We start from the raw sequence: 22,428 nt of genomic DNA, 5'->3' as shown, positions 1-22,428 counted from the left end.
TGGTGCCGCTCAGGACGAGCCCGGCACCATGCCGGTGCCGATCAGGTGCAGGATCGCCGCGCCGCGGCCGGCTTCGGGAGGCCCGGGGCGGCGGCGCTCGATCACGACGCCGACGGCCTGCACGTCGTCGAACTTGCGCGGCTTGGCCACCCGCACGCGCACCCAGCGCGCGCCGAACTCGCCGAGCACGATGTGGGCAATCTGCTCCGCGAGGGACTCCAACAGTTGCACACGGTGTTCCGCGAGCAGCCGCTGCAGGCGCAGGCGCACCTCGCCATAGTCGATCGTGTCGGCGATGCGGTCGGTGTCGCAGGCGAGCGGGCGCGGGATCCCGGCGCACACGTCGATCTCGAGCGGTTGCGGCTCGTGCAGCTCGTTGTGGTGGATTCCGATCACGGTGTGGCCGACGAAGCCCTCGATGAAGACGAGGTCGAGCGCTTCGTGGTCGGGCTGCGGCTGCACACCGAGGTGGCGGTGCGCCGCGAGGGGGCGGATCGTCGACATCGTGTCTCCTGCGACTCGGCCGGCAGGCCGGCCGTTGATTGTGACGCCGATGCCAGTGCAACTTCCGGGCCCGCTTGCGGTGCCATCGGCGAAAACCCCGACCCGGCGCAGCGCGACGACGCTCGCCGGCGGCCGCGCGAGGGAGCGAGAATGTCCGGCGGTTTGGGGGCCCGTCCCCCGTGATCGAGAGGCGGGCTGACGGACCCGCCGCAGGAGACATACCGATGGCGTTGGCGTTGCAAGATCCCCAGCAGCACCTGCATCGCGTGCTCGATGTCGTGCGGCACGGCCCGCGCAACCTGATCAGCACGGTCGTCGCCGATTCGTGGGCACGTTGCCTGAATGTGCACCACCTCGATCCGAGCCAGGTGCGCCGTCCGCCGGTGCTCGGGCGGGCGGCGCTCGACGAGCGCCGCGAGCGCCTGCTCGACGTGATCGAGTGCGCGCGCTACGAGATGTCGACGCTGTACCAGCAGCTTGGCGACCCGCAGGCCGCGATCGTGCTGACCGACACCGACGGCGTGATCCTGCACATGGCCAGTTCGCCCGAGTTCGAGCGCGAGGTGCAGCCGCTCGGGCTCGAAGTCGGCGCCGTCTGGAGCGAGGCCGAGGCCGGCACCAACGGCATGGGCACCTGCGTGGCCGCTGCGCGCCCGGTGGCCGTGGTGCAGGACGACCATTTCTTCACGCACTACACGTCGCTCACGTGCTCGGCCGTGCCGGTGCACGACCCGGCCGGCGAGATCTGCGCCGTGCTCGACGTCAGCAGCCGCTCGCAGGTGCCGCAGCAGCACCTGCTGCTGCTGCTCGGCATGACGGCGCGCATGATCGAGAACCGCCTGATCGACCTGCGTTTCCGCGACGCGCATCCGATCCACTTCCACAGCCGGCCCGAGTTCGTCTACACGCTGCACGAAGGCAAGCTCGTCGTCGACCGCAGCGGCCTCGTCCTCGCGGCCAACCGCAGCGCGCTGACGCAGCTCGGCGTCGACAGCGTGCGCCAGATCCGCGGGCACCGGCTCGACCAGATCTTCCAGACCACGCTCGACGACATGCTGCAGCGCAGCCACCGCGCGGCGTTCCACCCGGTCGTCACGTACCGCGCGAACGCGGCGAACCGCTTCTTCGCCGTCGCCCGCCAGCCCACGCGGGCGGTCACGGCGGCACGTTCGGCCCCCACGACGTCAGCGGCCTGCGAAGCGCCGTCGTCGGGCCGCGCGCAGCAGATGACGCCGCGGTTCGCCGACCCCGTGCTGCAGGCGCGCTTCGCGACCGCGCAGCGCGTCGTCGCACGCGGCACGCCGCTGCTGCTGCGCGGCGAGACCGGCGCCGGCAAGGAGGTCTTCGCGCGCGGCGTGCACGCGTCGAGCCCGCGCGCCGGCGGCCCGTTCGTCGCGATCAACTGCGCGAGTCTGCCGGAGAGCCTGATCGAGGCCGAGCTGTTCGGCTACCGCGCCGGCGCCTTCACCGGCGCCGAGCGGCGCGGCCGCCCGGGCAAGATCCTGCAGGCCGACGGCGGCACGCTGTTCCTCGACGAGATCGGCGACATGCCGCTGGCGCTGCAGGCGCGGCTGCTGCGCGTGCTCGACGAGCGCATGGTCACGCCGCTGGGCGCCGACGAGCCGCAGCGCGTCGACTTCCAGCTCATCAGCGCGAGCCACTGCAACCTCGGCGAGCTCGTCGCGCGCGGGCATTTCCGCCAGGACCTGTATTTCCGCCTCGCCGGCATCGAGCTCGAGGTGCCGGCGCTGCGCGAGCGCAGCGACCGTGCCGAGCTGATCCGCGATGTGCTCGCCGACGAGGGCGGCGCCGACATGCCGATCAGTCCGGCGGCTTGGGACCTGCTGATGCGCCACCCGTGGCCGGGCAACGTGCGCCAGCTGCGTCATGTGCTGCGCTGTGCCGTCGCGCTCGCCGACGGGCAGACGATCACGCCCGAGCACCTGCCGTCGCTGCGCGGCGAGCCCGGCTGCGCCGATCGTGAGTCCGGTGCCGAGACGCCGCAGGCGCCGTCGCTCGATCCGGCGCAGGCGCAGGAGCGGCAGGCGCTGCTCGACCTGCTCGAGGCGCAGCGCTGGAACGTCAGCCACGTCGCCAAGCGGCTGGGCGTCAGCCGCAACACCCTGTACCGGCGGATGCACAGGCTGCACATTCCGCTTGCGCCCAACAACTGAAGTGGCCACGTTCCTGCGACGACGATGACCGATCCCGCGGCGCGCCGGCGCCTGGCGTGGGCCGTGACCGGCTCGGGCCATTTCCTCGAAGAATCGCTCGGCGTCGCGGCGCGTCTGCCCGACGTCGACCTGTACCTGTCGGCCGCCGCCGAAGAGGTGCTGCCGATGTACGGGCGCCGCCTCGACGAGCTCAAGGGGCGCTTTCGCATCTTCCGCGACAAGACGGCGAGCGCGGTGCCGGTGGGCACGCTCTACGAAGACGTCTACCACACCGTCGTGATCGCGCCGGCGACGAGCAACACGGTGGCCAAGTGCGCGTTCGGCATCAGCGACACGCTGCCGACGAACATGTTCGCGCAGGCCGGCAAGCTCGGCATCCCGAGCATCGTCTTCGCATGCGACACCGAGCCGGTGGTTGTCACCCGTGCCCCGCACGAGTGGGTCACGCTGCGGCCGCGGCGCGTCGAGTTCGACAACCTCGAGCGCCTGCGTGCGATCGACCACTGCCTCGTCGTCACCAGCCCGGCCGAGCTCGCGGCCGCGCTCGACGAGCGCTTCGCGGCCCTGGCGCGCGCATGGAACACATCGTCTTCCTGACCGGCCGCCTCGCGCAGCAGGCGCTGACGCGCGTGCTCGAGACGATCGAGCCGCCGGGTGCCGAGACCGCCTTCACGTGGGAGGTGCGCGAGATCGGGCTGCAGGTGGCCGCGCTGATGACGGCCGACATGATCCGCCGCCGCGTGCCGCGGCCGGTGGCGGCCGACCGCATCGTCGTGCCCGGGCGCTGCCGCGGCGACCTCGACGCGCTCGGCGCCCACTTCGGCGTGCCGGTGCAGCGCGGGCCGGAAGAACTGAAGGACCTGCCGCAATTCTTCCGCCGCCAGGCGCAGCCGGTCGCGCTCGACGCCTACCGGGTGCAGATCTTCGCCGAGATCGTCGACGCGCCGCGGCTGACGGTCGCGCAGATCGTCGAGCGCGCGCAGTCGCTGCGCGCCGACGGCGCCGACGTGATCGACCTCGGCGCGCTGCCCGAGACGCCGTTCGCGCACCTCGAGGAGGCGGTGCGCGAGCTCAAGGCGCAGGGCTTCGCGGTCAGCGTCGATTCGATGAACCCGGACGAGCTGCTGCGCGGCGGCCGCGCCGGCGCCGACTACCTGCTGAGTCTGAACGTCGAGACGCTGTGGATCGCCGACGAGGTCGAGGCCACCCCGGTGCTCGTGCCGCGCACGCCGGCCGACGAGGCGTCGCTGTGGGCGGCGGTCGAGCGGCTGCGCTCGCGCAACCGGCCCTTCCTCGCCGATGCGATCCTCGACCCGCTGCCGTTCGGCTTCCTCGCGTCGCTGTGCCGCTACCAGCGGCTGCGCGAGCGCTTCCCCGACGCACCGATCCTGCTCGGCGTCGGCAACCTGACCGAGCTCACCGAGGCCGACACCAGCGGCATCAATGCGCTGCTGCTCGGCGTGGCCGAGGAGCTGGACGCCACCGCGATCCTGACGACCCAGGTCAGCGGGCACTGCCGGCGCGCAGTGCGCGAGGCCGACTGGGCGCGGCGCATCATGCACGCCGCGGGCGCGCACCGCACGCTGCCGAAGGGCCTGTCGCCCGCGCTGATGACGGTGCACGACAAGCATCCGTTCCCCTACAGCGACGCCGAGATCGCCGCGACGGCGCGCGAGGTGCGCGACCCGAACTTCCGCATCCAGGTCAGCGCCGAGGGTCTGCACGTCTACAACCGCGACGGCCTGCGCCGCGGGCGCGACCCGTTCGAGCTGTGGCCCGCGCTCGGGCTCGACGGCGACGCGTCGCACGCGTTCTACATGGGCGTCGAGCTGGCCCGCGCGCAGATCGCGTGGCAGCTCGGCAAGCGCTACGTGCAGGACCAGCCGCTCGACTGGGGCTGTGCCGTCGAGCGCGCCCCGGAGGACCTGCTGCAGTGGTGCGCGCCGGGCACGACGCTTGCTGCGAGGACGGCGCAGCCGGTGGCGTGCGCACCCGTGTCCGGCGCCGCTTCGGCGGCGCCCGACGCCGACGACACCGCGCCTGCAAAGACGAGAAAACATGCCTGAGGCGATCTACGAAACCATCGTCACGACCTGCAGCGCCGACGGCACCGTCCACGTCGCGCCGATGGGCGTGCGCTACCGCGGTGACGACGTGCTGCTGATGCCGTTCAAGCCGTCGACGACGCTGGCCAACGTGCTGGCCACCGGCCGCGCCGTCCTCAACGTCGTGACCGACGTGCGCGTGTTCGCCGGCTGCGTCAGCGGCCAGTGCCGCGACTGGCCCACCGAGCCGGTCGACGGCGGGGTGCGGCTGGCCTGCGCGATCGGCCACACGTCGCTCGTGCTGCGCGAGCACGTCGACGACGTGCAGCGTCCGCGCCTGCGGCTGGCGCGCGTCGCCGAGGCGCGGCACGGCGACTTCCGCGGCTTCAATCGCGCGCAGGCGGCGGTCATCGAAGCCGCGGTGCTCGTCAGTCGCCTGCACCTGCTGCCGGCCGAGAAGATCGACCAGGAGCTGAGCTACCTCCAGATCGCGATCGACAAGACCGCCGGCGAGGCCGAGGCACAGGCGTGGTCGTGGCTGCAGCAGGCCGTCGCTCGGCATCGCGCCGCGGCGACGGCGGGGGCGCGCTGATGCGCGTGCTCGTCAGTGCGCGCAACGTCGCCGAGGCGCTCGACGCTGCCGCGGGCGGCGCCGATTTCGTCGACCTGAAGGATCCGGCCAGCGGCGCGCTCGGCGGCCTGCCGCCGCCGGCGATCGCCGTCATCGCCGCCGCGGTGCGCGCGGCGCACCCGTCGCTGCGTCTGAGCGCGACGATCGGCGACTTCGCAGCGGATGCGCACGAGCCGATCCTGGGCCGTGTGCGCGCCGTCGCCGCCGCGGGCGTCGACGACGTGAAGGTCGGGATCGTGCCCGGTGCCGGTGCGATGCGGCTGGTCGACGCGCTGGCGCGCTGCGGTGCGTCGGTGGTTCCGGTGCTGATCGCCGACGGCGGCGTCGATGCGCCGCTGCTCGAGGCCGTGCTCGCCGCCGACGCGTTCGCGGCGGTGATGCTCGACACCGCCGACAAGCATGCCGGAAGCCTGCTGCAGCGCGTGCCGCCCGCGTGCCTGCGCGACGTCGTCGAGCGCGTGCAGCGCAGTGGCCGGCTCGCCGGCCTCGCCGGGGCCCTGCGTGCCGGCGACGTGCCGGCACTGCGGCGGCTGGCGCCCGACTTCGCCGGCTTCCGCAGCGCCGTGTGCGCCGACGGGCGCGCGGGGCGCCTCGAGACGGCGCGTGTGCGCGCGCTGTGCACCGCGCTGCGCGCGGTGGCCGTCGCGGCCTGAGCCGCTGCGACCGCGGCCGCGATCCGGGCCGGGGCTGCGTTACCGCGGCGGCAGCCGTGGCGGCGCCGGCGTGCGCTCGGTGTGCCAGGCGCGCGACAGGTCCAGCGGGGGCAGGGCGGGAGGCGGCCATTCGCCGCGCACCAGCGCCAGACGCACCGCGTCGAGGGCGTCGACCTGCACCACGTCGACCGGGAACGCGGCGTCCTGCGCCCACTGCGGAAAGCGCCGGTCGACGACCCCCGCCGCGGCGAGGTCGGCCAGGCCGAGCGCCGGGTCGACGCGGCACGCCTTGACGACGAGGACGCGCTCGGCATTCAGGCGCCGCGCGAGCCACAGCGCCAGGCTGTCGGAGGTGACGTCCCACGTCGTCAGCGTGTCGGGGGCGTCGCGCAGCGCGGCGTAGGGCACCCACAGCGCGACGCGGCCCGTGTGGATGGCCTGCCGGATCTCCTCGTCCGCTGCGGCGAGGGCGAGGCGCGGCTCGAGCGCGTGCAGCATCTGGGCGGTCTGCGCCATGCCGAGTACCGCCATGTTGTGCGCCGCGAGCTCGTCGAAACCCCATTGCTGCTGCGCGATGCGCACCTGGTCGGCGAACGCGCCGCCCCCGGGGACGACGGCGACGCGGCCGCCACCGAACTCGGCGAGCATGTGCAGCCAGCGCAGCAGCACCGCATCGTGCGCGATGCTGCCGCCGAGCTTGACGATCCACATCGTGCTCAGCCCTCCACCGGTGGCGCCAGCAGCGCCACCGCGACCGCGGGTGCGGCGACGTCGATCCAGCGCGCCAGTGTGTCGTTGCGCGCGGCAGCGGTGACCTCCGCGAGCCGCCGGTACGGCCGCCCCGTGCGCGCGGCCAGCGCGGCGGCGAGGAAGGCGCCGCAGCCGGCGCCGACGAGCGTGCAGCGGGCATCGAGACCGGCGTGCGCGACCACCCGTTCGAGCTGGCCGCCGATCTCGGCGAGCTGGCGCGAGCGCCACACGTGCGCCAGTTCGAGCCACTGCGACGCCGGCGCGTCGGCCGCATCGCGGCCGACCATGCGCGCGAGCCGCTGCCGCGTCGCGGCGGCGTCCTTGGCTCCGCGGTCGGCGGCGGGGTGCTGGTCGTGCGCGGCGTCGAGCTCGCCGGTCAGCCGGTAGACGTCGGCCGTCGTCGCGAACCATTCGTTCATCACGTTGACCTCGTCGCCGCCGAACGGCACGCGCGGCCCGAGCGCGCACAGCGGCGTGCGCACGACGCCCTGGTAGACGAGCTCGCCGCTGGCCAGCCGTTCGGCGTCGTTGCGGCCGCGCGCGACGACGCGGCCGTCGCGCATCGGGATCAGGTCGGTCGTCGTGCTGCCGATGTCGACGAGCACCGCGTCGCCGCAGCGCGGCGCGAGCCACGACGCCGTCGCGCGCCAGTTCGCCGAGGCGATCGCGCGCCAGTGGGCGCCGGCCGCCTGCGGTGCGATCCAGCCGGCGTCGCCCGCGTACAGGCGCAGCGTCGGGCCGAGCCTCTCGGCCAGATGAGCGGCGAGGCGGCGCACGCCCTGTTCGCGGTCGGGGAACAGGTCGACCATTTCGCCGGTCATCGTCGCGACGTGCGTGGTGCCGATCGCCCAGCCCTGCGGCCAGCGATCGCGCGCGCGGTCGAGCACCGCGTCGAGGCGGTCGAGCCCTTCCCACAGCGCGCAGGGCCACTGCACGACGTCGACCGGCACGCCATCTTCGACGCGGCACGCCTTGACGTGCGCGCCGCCGATGTCCCAGCCGATGCGGCTGCCGCTGCGCTCAGGCATGGTCGAACTCCGGCCGGTGCTGGGACGCGTGGCCGCGCAGCACGTCGGCAGCCACGTTGCGGCCCAGCCGCTGCGACAGGCCGACGTACGCGCACGTGGCGCGCGGGTTGACCTCGATCACCACCGGTCCGCGCACCGGGTGCCAGACGAGGTCGAAGCCGACGACGCCGCGCAGCCCGGGGATCGCCGCCGCGACGCGCGTGGCCAGCGCGGCCAGCGGCGGCACGCGCGCATCGCCCTCGCGGCGCAGCGCGTCGACGTCGACACCGTCGTCGTGCAGCCGACCGTCGGCGTCGACGCCGATGCGCTGCCGGTTGAACGCGAGCGCCTCGACGCCCGCCGCATCGACGCGCATCGTGACCGACAGCGCTTCGCCGTCGACCCAGGGCTCGACCGTCACGACGTGGCCGGCGCGGCGGCGTGCGTCGGCATCGGCGAGCGCCGCCGCGCGGCTCGCATGCCGCCGCGTGTCGACGGTGCCGGCGCCGTCGTCGGGCTTGACGATCCAGCGGTCGCACTCGTCAGGGCGGTCCAGCGGCGTCGCGATGCCGGCGGCGGCGAGCGCCTGCAGCGTCGCGCGCTTGCTCGACGCGGTGGCGATCGCCGCGGCGCTGCTGCCGATCCAACGCGCCGGCTCGACGGCGGCCTGCAGCGCGGCGAGCACGCCCGCGGTTTCCGGCGCCACGACCCACGTGAGGTCGTGCGCGGCGGCCTGCCGGCGCACGAACGCGGGTGCCGCTTCGTCACGCGCCGGCCGCACCACGTGCAGTGCCGGCGACGCGGCGAGCGCTGGCTCCTCGTCGTCGCTGGCCACGCTCACCGTGACGCCGGGCAGCTGCAGCAGGTCGCCGACAATCGCGTCGCGCATCGCGACGCCGGCGTCGCGCAGCGTCGCGTCGCCGCCACCACCGGCGCTGAGGAACTCGTAGACGAACACGCGCGTCATGGTTGCACCTGCCGCCCTAGCGATCGTTCCCGTCATCGATGTGATGGGCGGGCGCGTCGTGCACGCGGTGCGGGGCGAGCGCCGCGCGTACCGGCCGATCGAGTCGGCGCTCGTCGCCGGCGACGATCCGGTGGCGGTCGCGCGCGCGCTGCTGCGCGCCGTCGGCACGTCCACGGGCGGCGGCGTGCTCTACCTGGCCGACCTCGACGCGATCCAGGGCGCGGCGGCGCAGCACGAGGTCGTCGCGGCGCTGCTCGAGGCGCTGCCGGGCGTCGAACTGTGGGTCGATGCCGGCTTCGCCGATGCCGACGCGGTGCGCGGCTTCGCCGGCCGCCTGCGGCGCCGACCGACGGGGTGGCGGCCGGTGTATGGCAGCGAGACGCTGTCGCGCAACCCCGGCGGTGCGCCACCCTGGCAGGACGACGCCCGCGCGATCCTGTCGCTCGACCACCGCGGCGGGCCGCTGGATCCGGCCGGCTGCTGGCAGCGGCCCGAGCAGTGGCCGGCGACGCTGATCGTGATGACGCTCGAGCGGGTCGGCAGTGGCGGCGGGCCGGATCTGGCGACCTTTGCCGCCCAGCGCCGCCGCGCCGGCGGGCGCCGCTGCTTCGGCGCGGGCGGCATCCGCGACGCGCGCGACCTCGACGCCGCGGCGGCGGCGGGCGCCGACGGCTGGCTGGTCGCCAGCGCACTGCACGACGGGCGACTGCGACCGGCTGCCGGCGGTTGAACGCCGGCCGTGGAGGGCAGCAAAGAGTCGCGTCACGCGGCGTGTGTTTTCACGAACCGTGCCACCCCGGTGTTCGCGCACTGCGGCTCCGGCTTCTGGCCCGCCCGGCGCCTTCGGCGCGGTTTCGCGACGGCGCAGGCCCGGCACACAGTGTCACGCGCGCGGCGCCGTGTCGGCGCGTTGCGCGCACAGTGTGGTTCGGCCGACCGCGCGTCGGCTCGGCGTCACCGCGGCCGTTGCGGATGGCACGTGACTTGCGGCATGCCGCTGCGTGTGGTGCGGCCGGCAACCTTGTTTCGGGGCCGGACATAGCGCCACCGAGCCCCTTGTCCAAACCTCCCGTGCCCGCGTCCTTGGCGATCGACCGCGCTTCGTCCCCACTGGCCGACTGGACCTGTCCGTTCTGTGCGCTGCTGTGCGAGGGCTGGACCGCGCCGGCACAGGCGGCAGCGGCGTGTCCGCGGGCGCGCCAGGCGCTCGATGCCCACGTCGCCGGCGGTGACTCGTCGCGGGCCATGGTCGACGGGCAGGCGGCGGACTTCGACGGCGCGCTCGACATCGCGGCCAGCCGGCTGGCGCGCTGGCGTCAGCCGCTGTTCGCCGGCCTGGGCACCGACATCGCCGGCGTGCGCGCGCTGTACCGTCTCGCGGTGCAGGTCGGTGCGATCTGCGACCACGCCGACGGTCGTGCGCTGATGCACGGGCTGCGTGCGCTGCAGGACCGTGGCCAGTACACCGCCACGCTCGCCGAGGTGCGCAGCCGCGCCGACCTCATCGTCGTCGTCGGCACCGACGCCAGCGCGTACCCGCTGCTGTTTCGCCGGTTCGGCGTCGGCGAACCCGGCAGCCCGTGCCGGCGGGTCGTGTTCGTCGGTGCCAGACCGACGACGGAGTTCGCCGGCGTGGCGGTCGACGTCGTGCCCGGCAGCGGCGACCTGTTCGCCGACCTGCAGCAACTGGCCGCGCTCGTCGCCGGGCGGACGGTGAGCGGCGCCGCAGCGCTTGCCGAACTGGCGGCCGCGCTGCACGCGTCGGGCTACGCCGTGCTCGTGTGGGAGGGGGCGCGCCTGCCGGACGAGGGGGCGCTGCTCGTCGAGGCGCTGAACCGCATCGTCGGCACGCTGAACCGCCACACCCGCGCCGCGACCTTCGGTCTCGGTGGCAGCGACGGCGGCCACAGCGTGAACCAGACGCTGGCGTGGCTGTCGGGGCTGCCGTCGCGCACGCGCGTGTCGGTGCAGGGCCTGCAGCACGAGCCGCGGCTGTTCGACACCGCACGCCTGCTCGCCGACGGTGCCGTCGACGGTGTGCTGTGGATCTCGAGCTTCGACGCCGCGCGCCTGCCGCCGGCTGCGGCTGTGCCGCGCATCGTGCTCGGCCCGCCGGCGATGGCGGTGCGGCTGCGGGACGCCGGCGCGCTCGCCGACATCGTGTTCGTCGCCGTCGCGACGCCGGGGCTGCACGCCGACGGCCATCTGTTCCGCATCGACGGGCCGGTCGTGCTGCCGCTGCAGGCCGCCTCACGCGACGCCGGCCTGCCGGGCGTCGCCGCGGTGCTCGATGCACTCGCCGGGCGGCTCGCGGCGGCCGGCGACGCCGACGTCCGCGTTCCGGCCTCCATCGTGGCCGTCGAGGAGGGCGGGCGGTGACGGCCACGCTGCGCATCCGCGGCGGCCGGGTGTTCGACCCCGCCAACGGCGTCGATGGCGAAGTGCGCGACATCGGCGTGCGCGACGGGCGCATCGTCGCGCTCGACCCGCGCGAGCCGGTGACGCAGGAGATCGACGCCAGCGGCTGCCTCGTGATGGCCGGCGGCATCGACCTGCACAGTCACATCGGCGGCGGCAAGGTCAACCTCGCGCGCCTGCTGCTGCCCGAGGACCACCGCCGCGGGCTCGAGCCCGCGCCGCTGCCCGACAACGCGCTCGAGCTGCCGTCGTGCGGCTCCTGCACGCCGGGGACGCTGGCCACCGGCTACCGCTACGCCGAGATGGGCTACACCGCGGCGTTCGAGCCGGCGATGGTCGCCGGCAACGCGCGCCACGCCCACCTGGAGATGGGCGACGTGCCGATCGTCGACCACGGCGCCTACGTGATGCTCGGCAACGACGAGGTCTTCCTGCGCCTGCTGCACGACGGCGCGCCGCCCGAGGCGATCCGCGACTACGTCGGCTGGGTCGTCGATGCGACGAAGGCGATGGGCGTCAAGGTTGTCAACCCGGGCGGCATCTCGGCATTCAAGTTCAACCAGCGCAAGCTCGACGTCGACGAGGCGCACGTGCACTGGCAGGTCACGCCGCGGCGCATCGTGCAGGCGCTCGCGCGCGCGATCCACGAACTCGGCCTCGCGCACCCGCTGCACATCCACGCGAGCAACCTCGGCGTGGCGGGCAACATCGACTCGACGCTGGCGACGATCGACGCCCTCGACGGCCTGCGCGGCCACCTGACGCACGTGCAGTTCCACGCCTACGGCACCGACGGACCGAAGAAGTTCTCGTCGGCGGCGCTTCGGCTGGCCGAAGCCGTCAACGCGCACCCGAACGTGTCGGTCGACGTCGGCCAGATCCTGTTCGGCCAGACCGTGACGGCCTCGGGCGACACGATGCGCCAGCATGCCAACGCCGACCTCGGCAGCCCGCGCAAGTGGATCGGCGCCGACATCGAGTGCGACGCCGGCTGCGGCGTCGTGCCGTTCCGCTACCGCGAGCAGAGCTACGTCAACGCGCTGCAGTGGGCGATCGGGCTCGAGCTGTTCCTGCTCGTCGACGATCCGTGGCGCGTCGTGCTGACGACCGACCACCCCAACGGCGCGCCGTTCACGAGCTATCCGCACCTGATGCGGCTGCTGATGGACAAGCCGTTCCGCGACGAGCAGCTCGCGCGGCTGCACCCCGACGTGGCGGCGCACGCGGCGCTGAAGGACATCAAGCGCGAGCTGACGCTGTCGGAGATCGCGATCCTCACGCGCGCGGCGCCGGCGCGGCTGCTCGGCCTCGCCGACCGCGGTCACCTCGGCGTCGGCGCCGCGGCCGACATCGCCGTCTACCGCGAGCGCGGCGACGCCGAGGCGACGTTCTCGCAGGCCGCGTGGCTGTTCAAGGACGGCGTGGAGGTGGTGCGCGACGGCCGTGTCGTCGCGACCCCCGTGGGCGGCACGCATTTCGCAACGCCGGGCTTCGACCCGTTCATCGAGCGCAAGATCGACGAGGCCACCGAGCCGCACATGCGCGGCCAGCACCGCTACCGCCCGATCGGTCACGACGAATTGTGCGCCTGCTGCAACGGCGGGCGGCTGCTGCCGGCGGCGTGCACGCCGCCGGGTGGGTGAGTGCGATGCAGCGGCAGGGCGTCACGATCGACGACACGTTCGCCGAAGCCTTCCCGATGAAGGCCACGCGGCTCGTGATCACCGCGCACGACCCGACGTGGGCGATGCACGCGGCCGTCACCGCGACCGGGTTCGCGACCTCGGTGATCGCCTGCGGCTGCGAGGCTGGCGTCGAGCGCATGCTCGGTGCCGACGAGACGCCCGACGGCCGCCCAGGGGTGGCGATCCTGCTGTTCGCGATGTCGGGCAAGGAGCTGGCCAAGCAGGTCGAGCGCCGCGTCGGCCAGTGCGTGCTGACGTGCCCGACGACGGCGGTCTACGCCGGGCTGCGCGAGGGCGAGCCGATCGCGCTCGGGCGCAACCTGCGCTTCTTCGGCGACGGCTGGCAGACGAGCAAGGTGATCGGCGGCGTGCGTTACTGGCGCATCCCGACGATGGACGGCGAGTTCGTCGCGCAGGAGACGACGCCGGTCGTCAAGGCGGTGGGCGGCGGCAACCTGCTGCTGCTGGGCACCGGCACCGCCGAAGTGCTCGCCGGCGCCGAAGCGGCGGTGGCCGCGATGCGCCGCGTGCCGAACGTGATCCTGCCGTTTCCGGGCGGGGTCGTGCGCTCGGGGTCGAAGGTCGGCAGCAAGTACCCGTCGCTGATGGCGTCGACCAACGACGCGTTCTGTCCGGCGCTCGTCGGGCTGGCGCCGAAGACCGCACTCGACGCGGGCATCCGCTGCGTGATGGAGATCGTGATCGACGGCCTCGCCGACACCGACGTCGCCGCCGCGATGCGCGCCGGCATCGACGCGATCGTCGCGCGCGGCGCCGCCGCCGGCGTCGTGCGCATCTCGGCGGGCAACTACGGCGGCAAGCTCGGGCCGTACCACTTCCACCTGCGCCGCCTGGCCGGCGAGGGCGGGGGCATCGCGTGAGCGGCTGGCGGCTGACGCTTCGGCACGCGCCGGCGCTGCGCGTCGATGCGCGCGCGCTGCAGCCGGCCACGCTCGCCGCGATGTCGCGCACCGACGTCGAGCGGCTTGCGCTGCCGCACGGGCGCGAGGTCGTCGCGCTGGCCGATTGGTTCGCGGTGCAGCCGCTGCCCGACGGCGACGGCGCCGTGCTCGAACTCGACGGCGACCTGCGCCGCTTCGACCGCATCGGCTGGGCGCTGGCCGACGGCACGCTGCACGTGCGCGGCAGCGTCGGCGACCACGCCGGCAGCGGCATGGCCGGCGGGCGGCTGGCGATCGACGGCGACGCCGGCGACCTCGCCGCGTGCGCGATGCGCGGCGGCTGGTGCGAGATCGGCGGCTCGGTCGGCGACCTCGCCGCCAGCGCGCTGCCGGGCGACATGGACGGCATGCGCGGCGGCACGCTCGTCGTGCGCGGCAACGCCGGGGTGCGCCTGGGCGACCGCATGCGCCGCGGCACCGTCGTCGTGTTCGGCGACGTCGGCGACTTCGCCGCCTCGCGCATGGTGGCGGGCACGATCGCGCTCGGCGGGCGCTGCGGCGCACACCCCGGCTGGGGGCTGCGCCGCGGCAGCGTCGTCTTCGCCGGCCCGGCACCGGCGCTGCCGCCCACCTACGTGCCGATACACTCCGACGCCCGCGTGTTCTGGCAGCTGCTGGCGCGCGATCTGGCGCGCTTCGGCGGCCCGTTCGCGCCGCTGCCCGCGCTGCGCGTGCAGCGGCACGCCGGCGACCTCGCGGTGCAGGGGCACGGCGAACTGCTGCTGCCGCATCCATGACGCGAGATCCCCCGCGGCCGCCGCGCGCCGGCTGCCGCGTCCAACGACTTCACGACGACCGACGACGATGACCCGAGACTACGTGTTCCACGCCGGCGAAGCCACCGTGCTCGCGCGCGAAGGCCAGTTCACCGACGCGATGCCCGAGATCCTGATCGGGCGCACCGACGGCCCGGTCGGCCACGCGTTCGCCAACATGATGGCGCAGAGCAAGGGCCACACGGCGATGTTCGCGATCCGCGCGTGCAACCAGATGGTGCGGCCCGCGACGATCATCGTGCCGAAGGTGACGCTCAAGGACATGGCCAACATCGACCTGTTCGGCGGGGTCGTGCAGTCGGCCACCGCGGATGCGGTGCTCGACTGCGTGATCGAGGGCGTGATCCCGAAGGACCGCGCCAACGACCTGTGCATCATCAGCCTGGTGTGGATCGACCCGCGCTGCGCGACCGACCTGAACCTCGACAAGAAAGACATGTACCGCACCAACTACGAGGCGACCAAGCTCGCGATCCGCCGCGCGCTCAACGGCGAGCCGACGATCGACGAGCTGATCGCCAACCGCCACACGATCAAGCACGACATGGACGACTGGAGCTGAGTCCGGCGTCATGCGCCTCGCGCTGTTCGACCTCGACCACACGCTGATCCCGTTCGACAGCGGCACGGTCTTCACGCGCCACCTGATCGCGTGCGGCGCGCTCGATGCGGGCTTCGAGCCGCGCTACCTCGAGTACTGCCGCCGCTACGCCGAGGGCCGCGTCGACATGGTCGAGATGCACCGCTTCACCGTGGGGGCGCTCGCGGTGCACCCGCCGGCGTGCCTCGAGCGCTGGCTGCGCGAGTTCGAGCCGGTGATCGCCTCGCTCGTGCCCGACGCGTCGCACGAGCTCGTGCGCGTGCACCGGCAGGCGGGCGACGCCTGCGTGCTCGTGACCGCGACGACACGCTTCGTCGCGCAGGCGTTCGCACGCGTGCTCGGGCTCGACGAGGTGCTCGCGACCGAACCCGCGGTCGACGCGCGCGGCCACTACAGCGGCGAGGTCGTCGGTGAGCCGTGCTTTCGCGAGCACAAGCGCACGCACGTCGAGGGCTGGCTCGCGCGCCGCGGCGCGACGTGGCGCGACGTCGAGCGCTGCTGGTTCTACTCCGACTCGATCAACGACTTGCCGCTGCTGTCGGCGGTCAGCGACCCGGTCGTCGTGAATCCCGATCCGCTGCTGGAGGCGCACGCGCGCGAGCGCGGCTGGCCCATCAGGAGAATTTCCCGTTCTGCGGATGCATCGACACGATGCGACGCGCTGCCCTAGGTTCTTCCCGCACAGCCATTGACGACAGGCGGGCCGGGCGACGAAAGTCCGCCCCCGCACGCCGAATCACTCGCCCATGCTTCGCATCGACCGCCTCACCAAACGCTACGGCCAGCGCGTGGCGCTGCAGGCGCTGTCGTTCGCGGTGCCGGCGGGGCAGTTCGTCGCGCTGCTCGGCCCTAACGGGGCTGGCAAGTCGACGCTGTTCCAGGTGCTCACGGGCCTGTTCGCGGCCGACGAGGGCGACGTCGAAGTCGCCGGGCATTCGCTGCGGCGCGAACCGGTTGCGGCGCTGCGTCACATCGGCGTCGTGTTCCAGCAGATGTCGCTCGACCTCGACCTCAGCATCCGCCGCAACCTGCTGTTCCAGGCCGACTTGCACGGCCTGCCGCGCGCGGTGGCGAACGAGCGCATCGCGGCCGAGTGCGCCCGGCTGGGCGTCGAGCCCGACCTCGACCGCAAGGTCCGCGAACTCTCCGGCGGCAACCGGCGCAAGGTCGAGCTCGCGCGCGCCAACCTGCATCAACCGCAGGTGCTGCTGATGGACGAGGCCACCGTCGGGCTGGATCCGAAGTCGCGCCGCGACCTGATCGCCGCGCTGCGCGCCGACGTGCGCGAGCGCGGCGTGAGCGTGCTGTGGGCGACGCACCTGGTCGAGGAGGCGGTTGGTGCCGACCGCGTGCTGGTGCTGCACCAGGGGCGCCTGCTGGCCGACGGGACGCCGCCGCAAGTGACAGCCGCGCTCGGCGGTGCGACGCTCGAAGCCGGGTTCATCGCCCGCACGCAGGTGGCTGCGCGCGAGGCTTCCGTCAACGACACTTGAAGGAGACCACGACATGACATCCAACGCCGCGACCCCCCGCGTGCTGTTCCGACTCGCCGGCGCGCTGTCTGCCGCGCTGCTGGCCACCGCGGCCCTCGCCCAGGGGACCGCGTACGTGTCGAGCGAGAAGGACAACGCGCTGACGATGATCGACATGGCGACGCTGACGGTGAAGGGCACGGTCCCCACCTGCAAGCGCGCACGGCACGTGCAGCGAAGCGCCGACGGCATGATCTGGGTCGCCTGCACCGACTCCAACGCCGCCGACGTGATCGACCCGGCGACGAACAAGTCGGTGCGTCGCATCCCGCTCGGCGACGAGCCCGAGGCGTTCGACCTCTCGCCCGACGGCAAGACGGTCTACGTCTCGAACGAGGACGCCGGCGAGGCCAGCTTCGTCGACGCGGCCAGCGGCAAGGTGCTCAAGAAGGTCAAGGTCGGCGACGAGCCCGAGGGCGTCAAGGTCAGCGCGGACGGCAAGCGCGTCTACGTGACCTCCGAGGTCGCGAGCCTGGTGCACGTGATCGACACCGCCACCGGCCAGGTGGTGAAGAACGTCAAGGTCGGCAAGCGCCCGCGCCGCATGGCGATCACCCCCGACGGCAAGGAGCTGTGGGTGACCAACGAGCTCGACGCGAGCGTGACGATCGTCTCGACGGACAGCCACGACGTGATCGGCACGATCAAGTTCGAGGTCAAGGGTGCGCGCGCGGCCGACATCACGCCGGTGGGCATCACGATGACGCGCGACGGCAAGCGCGCGTTCGTCGGCCTGGGCAAGGCCAACCACGTGGCGTTCGTTGACGTGCCGTCGCGCAAGGTGACGCACCAGGTGCTGGTCGGCAAGCGGGCGTGGAACGTCGCGCTCGACAAGGCCGAGCAGCGGCTGTGGGTCGTCAACGGGCTGAGCGACGACGTGACCGTCGTCGACGTCGCCGGCGCCAAGGCGATCAAGAGCATTCCCGTCGGCCGCGTGCCGTACGGCGTGGTGCTCGTCGAGTGAACGCCGTGCGGCCCCTTCTGCCGGTCTTCGTGCCGGCCCTGCTGCTGGCACTGGCGACGCTGTCGCAGGCGGCAACGCTGAAGGCCACGCTGATCGTGCCGCAGGACGACCCGCGCCTCGAGCGCTCGCGCGTCGAGCGCGCCTACCTGGGCCACCCCGGCGGCCCGGCGATCGACGCGCTGAAGGTGGCTCTCGACGAGGGCAAGTTCGAGCTCGACGCCGCGGGCGCCGCGGTCGACCTCGCCACCGTCGAGGTGGCCGGCGCCGACGCGGCGAAAGCCGCGGCCGCGGCGGCCGAGCGCGGCGGCGCTGCGGTGCTGCTGACCGACCTGCCGACCGCGTGGACGCTCGCCGTCGCCGACGCGGTCAAGCTGCCGGTGCTCAACCTGAGCGACGCGGCCGACCGGCTGCGCCAGCAGGACTGCCGCGCGCGCCTGTTCCACCTGATGCCCAGCGAGCGCATGCGCAGCGACGCGCTGGCGCAGTACCTCGTCGCACGCAAGTGGACCCGGGTGCTGCTGCTGGTGGGCAGCACGCCGCAGGACGAGCAGCGCGCGGCCACCGTGCAGGCTTCGATGAAGCGCTACGGGCTGCAAACCGTCGCGAGCCGGCCGTTCAAGCGCACCGCCGACCCGCGCGAGCGCGAACTCGCGAACCCGCTGCTACTGACCGGCGGCGCGACCTACGACGCGGTGTGGGTCGTCGACAGCGACGGCGAGTTCGCGCGCACGCTGCCGTACCAGACGTCGCTGCCGCGCCCGGTGGTCGGTGACGCCGGCCTCGTCGCGCTGGCGTGGCACGCGCAGTTCGAGCGCTTCGGCGCGCCGCAGGTCTCGCGGCGCTTCGCGCGCGCGCACCGCCGGCCGATGACGGCGCACGACTGGACGGCGTGGATGGCGGGCAAGGCGCTCGTCGCGGCCGCGGTCGCGGCGCCGAAGGGGCCCGCGGCGGCATTCGCGCAGCAGATCCCCAAGCTCGTACTCGACGGTTCGAAGGGCACCAACCTGGATTTCCGCCCGTGGGACGGGCAGCTGCGCCAGACGATGCTGCTCACCGACGGCCAGGGCGTGATCGCGCAGGCGCCGGTCGACGGCGTCCTGCACCCGAGCAACGTCCTCGACACGCTGGGCGCCGACGCGCCGGAGAGGCTGTGCAAGGCCAGCCGCTGAGCCACGCGGCACCCCCCGTGGCGGCCGCACTGCCGCTGCGCCGCGGCGTGCCGCACGCGCTGCAGGCGCTGCGCGCGATCGTGCTGCGTGAGCTGTTCAAGTTCTCGCAGCAGACGGGCCGCCTCGTCTCGGCCCTCGTGCGGCCGCTGCTGTGGCTCGCGGTGTTCGCGGCCGGTTTCCGCAACGTGTTCGGCGTCGCGATCGTCGAGCCGTACGACACCTACATTCCGTACGACGTCTACATCGCCCCCGGGCTGATCGGCATGGTGCTGCTGTTCAACGGCATGCAGTCGAGCCTGGCGATGGTCTACGACCGCGAGATGGGCCTGATGCGGCTGCTGCTGACGGCACCGCTGCCGCGTCCATGGCTGCTGTTCTCGAAGCTGACCGCCACCGCGGTGCTGTCGGTGCTGCAGGCGCTGGCGTTCGTCGTCGTCGCCGCGCTGATCGGCACGACGCTGCCGCTCGCGTCGTGGCACGCGCTACACGCGCTCGCGGCCGTCGTGGCCGGCGCGCTGATGCTCGGTGCGCTTGGCCTGCTGCTGAGCGTGCACATCAAGCAGCTGGAGAACTTCGCCGGCACGATGAACTTCGTCATCTTCCCGATGTACTTCCTGTCGACGGCGCTGTACCCGCTGTGGAAGCTGCAGGAGTCGGGCGCCGAATGGGTCTATCAGGTCGCGCGCTTCAACCCCTTCACGCACGCGATCGAGTGGATCCGCTTCGCGATCTACGGCAAGGATCCGGGCTGGGCGCCGTGGATCGTGCTCGGCTGCCTCGTCGTGTTCTTCGCGCTGGCCTGCTGGGGCTACGACCCGCAGCGCGGCTTCGGTGGCCTGACCAAGCGCGGGGGCGCTGCATGAACGGTGACCCGGTGTCCACGTCGCGCCGCGGCGCGCTGCGCGCCGGCGTCGCGGCGGCTCTCGGCGCGAGCGGGCTGTTGCGGCCGCTTGGCGCGCTCGCGGCGCGCGACTTCCCGTCGCGGCCGATCACGCTGTGGGTGCCGTGGGCGGCCGGTGGCGCCACCGACCTGTCGATGCGCGTGCTCGCGGACCTGGCGTCGCGCACGCTCGGCCAGCGCGTCGTCGTCGAGAACCGCGGCGGCGCGGGCGGCACGCTGACGATGCCGATCCTGCAGACCGCCGAGCCCGACGGCTACACGATCTCGCAGCTGCCGCAGACGGTGTTCCGCGCCGTGCACGCGCAGCGCGTCACGTGGGACCCAATCCGCGACACGACGCCAATCATCCAGATCTCGGGGGTCACGTTCGGCGTGCTGGTCGCCGAGTCGAGCCGCTTCCGCAGCCTCAACGACCTGTTCGATTTCGCGCGCGAGCGCCCGGGCGAGCTGTCGATCGCGACCAACGGCGTCGGCACCTCGCCGCACGTCGTGCTGGAGGAGCTGTTCACCGCGCGCGGGCTGAAGTACATCCACGTGCCGTACAAGGGCGTGGCCGAGCAGGTCAACGCGGTGGCTTCGGGGCAGGTGATGGCCGGCGTCGGCTCCACCGGCTTCGGGCCGATGGTCGACAGCGGGCGCCTGCGCCTGCTGGTGCTGCTGAGCGCGCAGCGATCGCAGCGCTGGCCGCGCGTGCCGACGCTGCGCGAGCTCGGCTTCGACATCGTCGCGCAGTCGCCGTACGGACTGGCCGGTCCCCGGGGCCTGCCGCCGGCGATCGTCGAGATCCTGCACGACGCGTTCAAGAAGGCGATGTTCGATCCGCAGTTCGTGCAGGAGCTCGCCAAGTACGACCAGGAGCCGGACTACCTCGGGCCGGCGGACTACGCGCGCCAGTGCCGCGAGATGTACGAGAAGGAGCGCGAGATCGTCGAGCGCCTCGGGCTCGCGCGCCGCAGCGGATCGTGAGGCGCTGCCGATAATCGCAGCGCAGCCCGCGGCCCGGGTGGCGGAATCGGCAGACGCAGCGGACTTAAAATCCGCGGCCCTCACGGGCATACGGGTTCGAGTCCCGTTCCGGGCACCACCCCTCGCCGTCGCGCGAGGTTCTTCGACGAGCCATCGGCTGCGGCCCGCCCGGCGCGCGGCGGGTTCGCCGCCGAACGAGGTCGCATGCCGCTCTTCTCCCAGGACGCGCTCAATGCCGGCGTGCGCAAGCGCGAGGTGTTCGGGTGGGCGATGTACGACTTCGCCAACTCGGGCTACACGACGGTCGTCCTGACGGCGGTGTTCAGCGCCTATTTCGTCGGCGGCGTGGCCGGCGGCGCCTCGTGGGCGACCTTCGCGTGGACGAGCGCGCTCGCGGTGTCGAGCCTGATCGTGATGGCGACGATGCCGGCGATCGGCGCTTACGCCGACTTGCGCGCGGCGAAGAAGCGGCTGCTCGCGCTGTCGACGATCGGCTGCGTCGCAACGACGGCGGCGCTCGCCGGCGCCGGCCCCGGCGACGTCGCGTGGGCCGTGGTGGCCGTCGTGCTGTCGAATGTCTTCTACACCTACGGCGAGTCGCTGATCGCGGCCTTCCTGCCCGAACTCGCGCGCGAGGACAGCCTCGGCCGCGTTTCGGGCTGGGGCTGGAGCTTCGGCTACTTCGGCGGCATGCTCACGCTCGGGCTGAGCCTGGCGTACGTGATCTGGGCGCAGGGGCAGGGGCGGCCGGCCTCGCACTTCGTGCCGGTGACGATGCTGATCACGGCCGGCGTGTTCGCGCTGGCGTCGCTGGCCACGTTCGCGCTGCTGAAGGAGCGCGCGCTGCCGCAGGCGCAGCCGGCCGGTGAGACGGGGCTGCGTGCCTCGTTCGAGCGGCTGGCGCGCACGTGGCGCGAGGCCCGGCGCTTCCGCGACTTCACGGCGCTGCTCGCCTGCGCGGTGGCGTACCAGGCCGGGATCTCGGTCGTCGTCGCGCTCGCGGCGGTGTACGCCGAGCAGGTGCTGCGCTTCGAGCAGCAGCAGACGATGATGCTGATCTTCCTCGTCAACGTCGCCGCGGCGGCGGGCGCGTTCGCGTGGGGCTACGTGCAGGACCGCATCGGTCACCGCCCGGCACTGGCGGTGACGCTCGTCGGCTGGATCGTGATGACGCTGCTCGCCTGGGCGGCCACCGGCCCCGCGCTGTTCTGGGTGGCGGCGGTGATCGCGGGGCTGTGCATGGGCTCGAGCCAGTCGGCCGGGCGCGCGCTCGCCGGCGCGCTGTCGCCGACGCTGCGGCGTGCCGAGTTCTTCGGGCTGTGGACCTTCGCGATCCGACTGTCGGCGATCGTCGGGCCGATGACCTACGGGCTCGTGACGCTGCTGACCGACGGCAACCACCGGCTCGCGATCGTGTCCACCGGTCTGTTCTTCGTCGCCGGACTCGTGCTGCTCGCGTTCGTCGACGTGCGCCGGGGCATCGCTGCCGCGCAGGCCTGAAGTGCGCAGTGCGGTCTGGACCGCGCCCGCGGGTGATGTCAAAATAGAACGGTCGTTCGATTTTGGGGTGGCGGTGGACGCCGGCTCCTAGAATCGGCGGCCCCACGACAGCCATCCACGCAGGAGCATTGCCGCATGAAGATCCTCGTCCCCGTCAAGCGGGTGGTCGACTACAACGTGAAGGTGCGGGTGAAGTCCGACGGCAGCGGTGTGGACATCGCCA

Annotated in this window: 22 protein-coding genes, 1 tRNA gene and 1 pseudogene; 20 read left to right on the top strand and 4 right to left on the bottom strand. The window is 73.2% G+C overall.

Annotation, left to right across the window (positions count from 1 at the left end; genetic code table 11):
- Positions 1 to 9 precede the first annotated feature (9 nt).
- Positions 10 to 504, bottom strand: a complete 495-nt coding sequence (locus MOJ79_RS11965; RefSeq protein ID WP_119287010.1) for a dihydroneopterin aldolase — start codon at positions 502 to 504, stop codon at positions 10 to 12.
- A 224-nt stretch (positions 505 to 728) separates the two neighbouring features.
- On the opposite strand from MOJ79_RS11965, the gene MOJ79_RS11960 reads away from it, so the two are divergent.
- From MOJ79_RS11960 to MOJ79_RS11940, 5 genes are read left to right on the top strand one after another with little or no spacing between them, the layout of a single operon-like run.
- A complete protein-coding gene (locus MOJ79_RS11960; protein ID WP_241924363.1) occupies positions 729 to 2,678 on the top strand; it encodes a sigma-54-dependent Fis family transcriptional regulator in 1,950 nt (649 codons plus the stop codon).
- Between the two features lie 24 nt (positions 2,679 to 2,702).
- Positions 2,703 to 3,275 (top strand): flavoprotein, encoded by a 573-nt coding sequence (locus MOJ79_RS11955; RefSeq protein WP_241924362.1) that lies wholly within the window; start codon positions 2,703 to 2,705, stop codon positions 3,273 to 3,275.
- Positions 3,254 to 4,744, top strand: a complete 1,491-nt coding sequence (locus MOJ79_RS11950; RefSeq protein WP_241924361.1) for a DUF6513 domain-containing protein — start codon at positions 3,254 to 3,256, stop codon at positions 4,742 to 4,744. Before MOJ79_RS11955 ends, MOJ79_RS11950 begins: the two co-directional genes overlap by 22 nt.
- Positions 4,737 to 5,315 (top strand): DUF447 domain-containing protein, encoded by a 579-nt coding sequence (locus tag MOJ79_RS11945; RefSeq protein ID WP_241924360.1) that lies wholly within the window; start codon positions 4,737 to 4,739, stop codon positions 5,313 to 5,315. The genes MOJ79_RS11950 and MOJ79_RS11945 overlap by 8 nt, the downstream gene beginning before the upstream one ends.
- Positions 5,315 to 6,007 (top strand): (5-formylfuran-3-yl)methyl phosphate synthase, encoded by a 693-nt coding sequence (locus MOJ79_RS11940; protein ID WP_241924359.1) that lies wholly within the window; start codon positions 5,315 to 5,317, stop codon positions 6,005 to 6,007. Before MOJ79_RS11945 ends, MOJ79_RS11940 begins: the two co-directional genes overlap by 1 nt.
- Before the next feature lie 39 nt (positions 6,008 to 6,046).
- Here the strand turns inward: MOJ79_RS11940 and MOJ79_RS11935 are convergent, their stop codons facing one another.
- Genes MOJ79_RS11935 through MOJ79_RS11925 form a run of 3 tightly spaced genes read right to left on the bottom strand, consistent with a single transcriptional unit; the run spans position 6,047 to position 8,731 of the window.
- A complete protein-coding gene (locus MOJ79_RS11935) occupies positions 6,047 to 6,718 on the bottom strand; it encodes an amino acid kinase family protein (protein WP_241924358.1) in 672 nt (223 codons plus the stop codon).
- Between the two features lie 5 nt (positions 6,719 to 6,723).
- Positions 6,724 to 7,785, bottom strand: a complete 1,062-nt coding sequence (locus MOJ79_RS11930) for a hydantoinase/oxoprolinase family protein (protein WP_241924357.1) — start codon at positions 7,783 to 7,785, stop codon at positions 6,724 to 6,726.
- Positions 7,778 to 8,731 carry an ATP-grasp domain-containing protein gene (locus tag MOJ79_RS11925; RefSeq protein ID WP_241924356.1) on the bottom strand — a complete coding sequence of 318 codons (954 nt, stop codon included), beginning with the start codon at positions 8,729 to 8,731 and terminating at the stop codon, positions 7,778 to 7,780. The genes MOJ79_RS11930 and MOJ79_RS11925 overlap by 8 nt, the downstream gene beginning before the upstream one ends.
- On the opposite strand from MOJ79_RS11925, the gene MOJ79_RS11920 reads away from it, so the two are divergent.
- The 15 genes and pseudogenes from MOJ79_RS11920 to MOJ79_RS11850 all read left to right on the top strand — a co-directional run.
- Positions 8,730 to 9,461, top strand: a complete 732-nt coding sequence (locus MOJ79_RS11920; protein WP_241924355.1) for a HisA/HisF-related TIM barrel protein — start codon at positions 8,730 to 8,732, stop codon at positions 9,459 to 9,461. The two genes, MOJ79_RS11925 and MOJ79_RS11920, sit on opposite strands and share 2 nt — an antisense overlap.
- A gap of 353 nt (positions 9,462 to 9,814) precedes the next feature.
- Positions 9,815 to 11,110, top strand: coding sequence for a formylmethanofuran dehydrogenase (locus MOJ79_RS11915; RefSeq protein WP_241924354.1), 1,296 nt, complete (start codon positions 9,815 to 9,817; stop codon positions 11,108 to 11,110).
- Positions 11,107 to 12,792, top strand: a complete 1,686-nt coding sequence (locus tag MOJ79_RS11910; RefSeq protein ID WP_241924353.1) for a formylmethanofuran dehydrogenase subunit A — start codon at positions 11,107 to 11,109, stop codon at positions 12,790 to 12,792. Before MOJ79_RS11915 ends, MOJ79_RS11910 begins: the two co-directional genes overlap by 4 nt.
- A gap of 5 nt (positions 12,793 to 12,797) precedes the next feature.
- Positions 12,798 to 13,715: a formylmethanofuran--tetrahydromethanopterin N-formyltransferase gene (gene fhcD / locus MOJ79_RS11905; protein WP_241924352.1), complete on the top strand. Its 918-nt coding sequence runs from the start codon at positions 12,798 to 12,800 to the stop codon at positions 13,713 to 13,715.
- Positions 13,712 to 14,533 (top strand): formylmethanofuran dehydrogenase subunit C, encoded by an 822-nt coding sequence (locus tag MOJ79_RS11900; protein ID WP_241924351.1) that lies wholly within the window; start codon positions 13,712 to 13,714, stop codon positions 14,531 to 14,533. The genes fhcD and MOJ79_RS11900 overlap by 4 nt, the downstream gene beginning before the upstream one ends.
- A gap of 67 nt (positions 14,534 to 14,600) precedes the next feature.
- On the top strand, positions 14,601 to 15,134 hold the full coding sequence (gene fae / locus MOJ79_RS11895; protein ID WP_241924350.1) for a formaldehyde-activating enzyme: 534 nt from the start codon (positions 14,601 to 14,603) through the stop codon (positions 15,132 to 15,134).
- 10 nt (positions 15,135 to 15,144) lie between these two features.
- Positions 15,145 to 15,843, top strand: a complete 699-nt coding sequence (locus MOJ79_RS11890) for an HAD family hydrolase (RefSeq protein WP_241924349.1) — start codon at positions 15,145 to 15,147, stop codon at positions 15,841 to 15,843.
- 76 nt (positions 15,844 to 15,919) lie between these two features.
- On the top strand, positions 15,920 to 16,666 hold the full coding sequence (locus MOJ79_RS11885; RefSeq protein WP_241924348.1) for an ABC transporter ATP-binding protein: 747 nt from the start codon (positions 15,920 to 15,922) through the stop codon (positions 16,664 to 16,666).
- A gap of 13 nt (positions 16,667 to 16,679) precedes the next feature.
- Positions 16,680 to 17,669 (top strand): PQQ-dependent catabolism-associated beta-propeller protein, encoded by a 990-nt coding sequence (locus MOJ79_RS11880; protein ID WP_241924347.1) that lies wholly within the window; start codon positions 16,680 to 16,682, stop codon positions 17,667 to 17,669.
- 5 nt (positions 17,670 to 17,674) lie between these two features.
- Complete coding sequence (locus MOJ79_RS11875; protein ID WP_241924346.1) at positions 17,675 to 18,838, top strand: ABC transporter substrate-binding protein; 1,164 nt, start codon at positions 17,675 to 17,677, stop codon at positions 18,836 to 18,838.
- Between the two features lie 17 nt (positions 18,839 to 18,855).
- The gene (locus MOJ79_RS11870) at positions 18,856 to 19,701 is read left to right on the top strand and encodes an ABC transporter permease (protein WP_210756953.1); all 846 of its coding nucleotides are present in this window, start codon (positions 18,856 to 18,858) and stop codon (positions 19,699 to 19,701) included.
- Complete coding sequence (locus MOJ79_RS11865) at positions 19,698 to 20,705, top strand: Bug family tripartite tricarboxylate transporter substrate binding protein (protein ID WP_442863120.1); 1,008 nt, start codon at positions 19,698 to 19,700, stop codon at positions 20,703 to 20,705. The genes MOJ79_RS11870 and MOJ79_RS11865 overlap by 4 nt, the downstream gene beginning before the upstream one ends.
- A 31-nt stretch (positions 20,706 to 20,736) precedes the next feature.
- Positions 20,737 to 20,823: transfer RNA gene (locus MOJ79_RS11860), tRNA-Leu, on the top strand.
- 86 nt (positions 20,824 to 20,909) lie between these two features.
- The gene (locus MOJ79_RS11855; protein WP_241924344.1) at positions 20,910 to 22,205 is read left to right on the top strand and encodes an MFS transporter; all 1,296 of its coding nucleotides are present in this window, start codon (positions 20,910 to 20,912) and stop codon (positions 22,203 to 22,205) included.
- Positions 22,206 to 22,340: 135 nt separating this feature from the next.
- Positions 22,341 to 22,428 (top strand): annotated as a pseudogene (locus tag MOJ79_RS11850) (electron transfer flavoprotein subunit beta/FixA family protein); the annotation flags it as partial.

Source organism: Calidifontimicrobium sp. SYSU G02091 (assembly GCF_022631395.1).
GTDB classification, from domain to species: domain Bacteria; phylum Pseudomonadota; class Gammaproteobacteria; order Burkholderiales; family Burkholderiaceae_C; genus Calidifontimicrobium; species Calidifontimicrobium sediminis.
The sequence above is the reverse complement of the archived record's forward strand: the minus strand, read 5'-3'. Positions and strand labels throughout refer to the sequence as shown.

Coding starts and splice junctions, on each gene's coding strand:
- MOJ79_RS11965 (WP_119287010.1), bottom strand. CDS start 504: ATGTCGACGATCCGCCCCCTCGCGGCGCACCGCCACCTCGGTGTGCAG.
- MOJ79_RS11960 (WP_241924363.1), top strand. CDS start 729: ATGGCGTTGGCGTTGCAAGATCCCCAGCAGCACCTGCATCGCGTGCTC.
- MOJ79_RS11955 (WP_241924362.1), top strand. CDS start 2,703: ATGACCGATCCCGCGGCGCGCCGGCGCCTGGCGTGGGCCGTGACCGGC.
- MOJ79_RS11950 (WP_241924361.1), top strand. CDS start 3,254: ATGGAACACATCGTCTTCCTGACCGGCCGCCTCGCGCAGCAGGCGCTG.
- MOJ79_RS11945 (WP_241924360.1), top strand. CDS start 4,737: ATGCCTGAGGCGATCTACGAAACCATCGTCACGACCTGCAGCGCCGAC.
- MOJ79_RS11940 (WP_241924359.1), top strand. CDS start 5,315: ATGCGCGTGCTCGTCAGTGCGCGCAACGTCGCCGAGGCGCTCGACGCT.
- MOJ79_RS11935 (WP_241924358.1), bottom strand. CDS start 6,718: ATGTGGATCGTCAAGCTCGGCGGCAGCATCGCGCACGATGCGGTGCTG.
- MOJ79_RS11930 (WP_241924357.1), bottom strand. CDS start 7,785: ATGCCTGAGCGCAGCGGCAGCCGCATCGGCTGGGACATCGGCGGCGCG.
- MOJ79_RS11920 (WP_241924355.1), top strand. CDS start 8,730: ATGGTTGCACCTGCCGCCCTAGCGATCGTTCCCGTCATCGATGTGATG.
- MOJ79_RS11925 (WP_241924356.1), bottom strand. CDS start 8,731: ATGACGCGCGTGTTCGTCTACGAGTTCCTCAGCGCCGGTGGTGGCGGC.
- fhcD (WP_241924352.1), top strand. CDS start 12,798: ATGCAGCGGCAGGGCGTCACGATCGACGACACGTTCGCCGAAGCCTTC.
- fae (WP_241924350.1), top strand. CDS start 14,601: ATGACCCGAGACTACGTGTTCCACGCCGGCGAAGCCACCGTGCTCGCG.
- MOJ79_RS11890 (WP_241924349.1), top strand. CDS start 15,145: ATGCGCCTCGCGCTGTTCGACCTCGACCACACGCTGATCCCGTTCGAC.
- MOJ79_RS11885 (WP_241924348.1), top strand. CDS start 15,920: ATGCTTCGCATCGACCGCCTCACCAAACGCTACGGCCAGCGCGTGGCG.
- MOJ79_RS11880 (WP_241924347.1), top strand. CDS start 16,680: ATGACATCCAACGCCGCGACCCCCCGCGTGCTGTTCCGACTCGCCGGC.
- MOJ79_RS11865 (WP_442863120.1), top strand. CDS start 19,698: ATGAACGGTGACCCGGTGTCCACGTCGCGCCGCGGCGCGCTGCGCGCC.
- MOJ79_RS11855 (WP_241924344.1), top strand. CDS start 20,910: ATGCCGCTCTTCTCCCAGGACGCGCTCAATGCCGGCGTGCGCAAGCGC.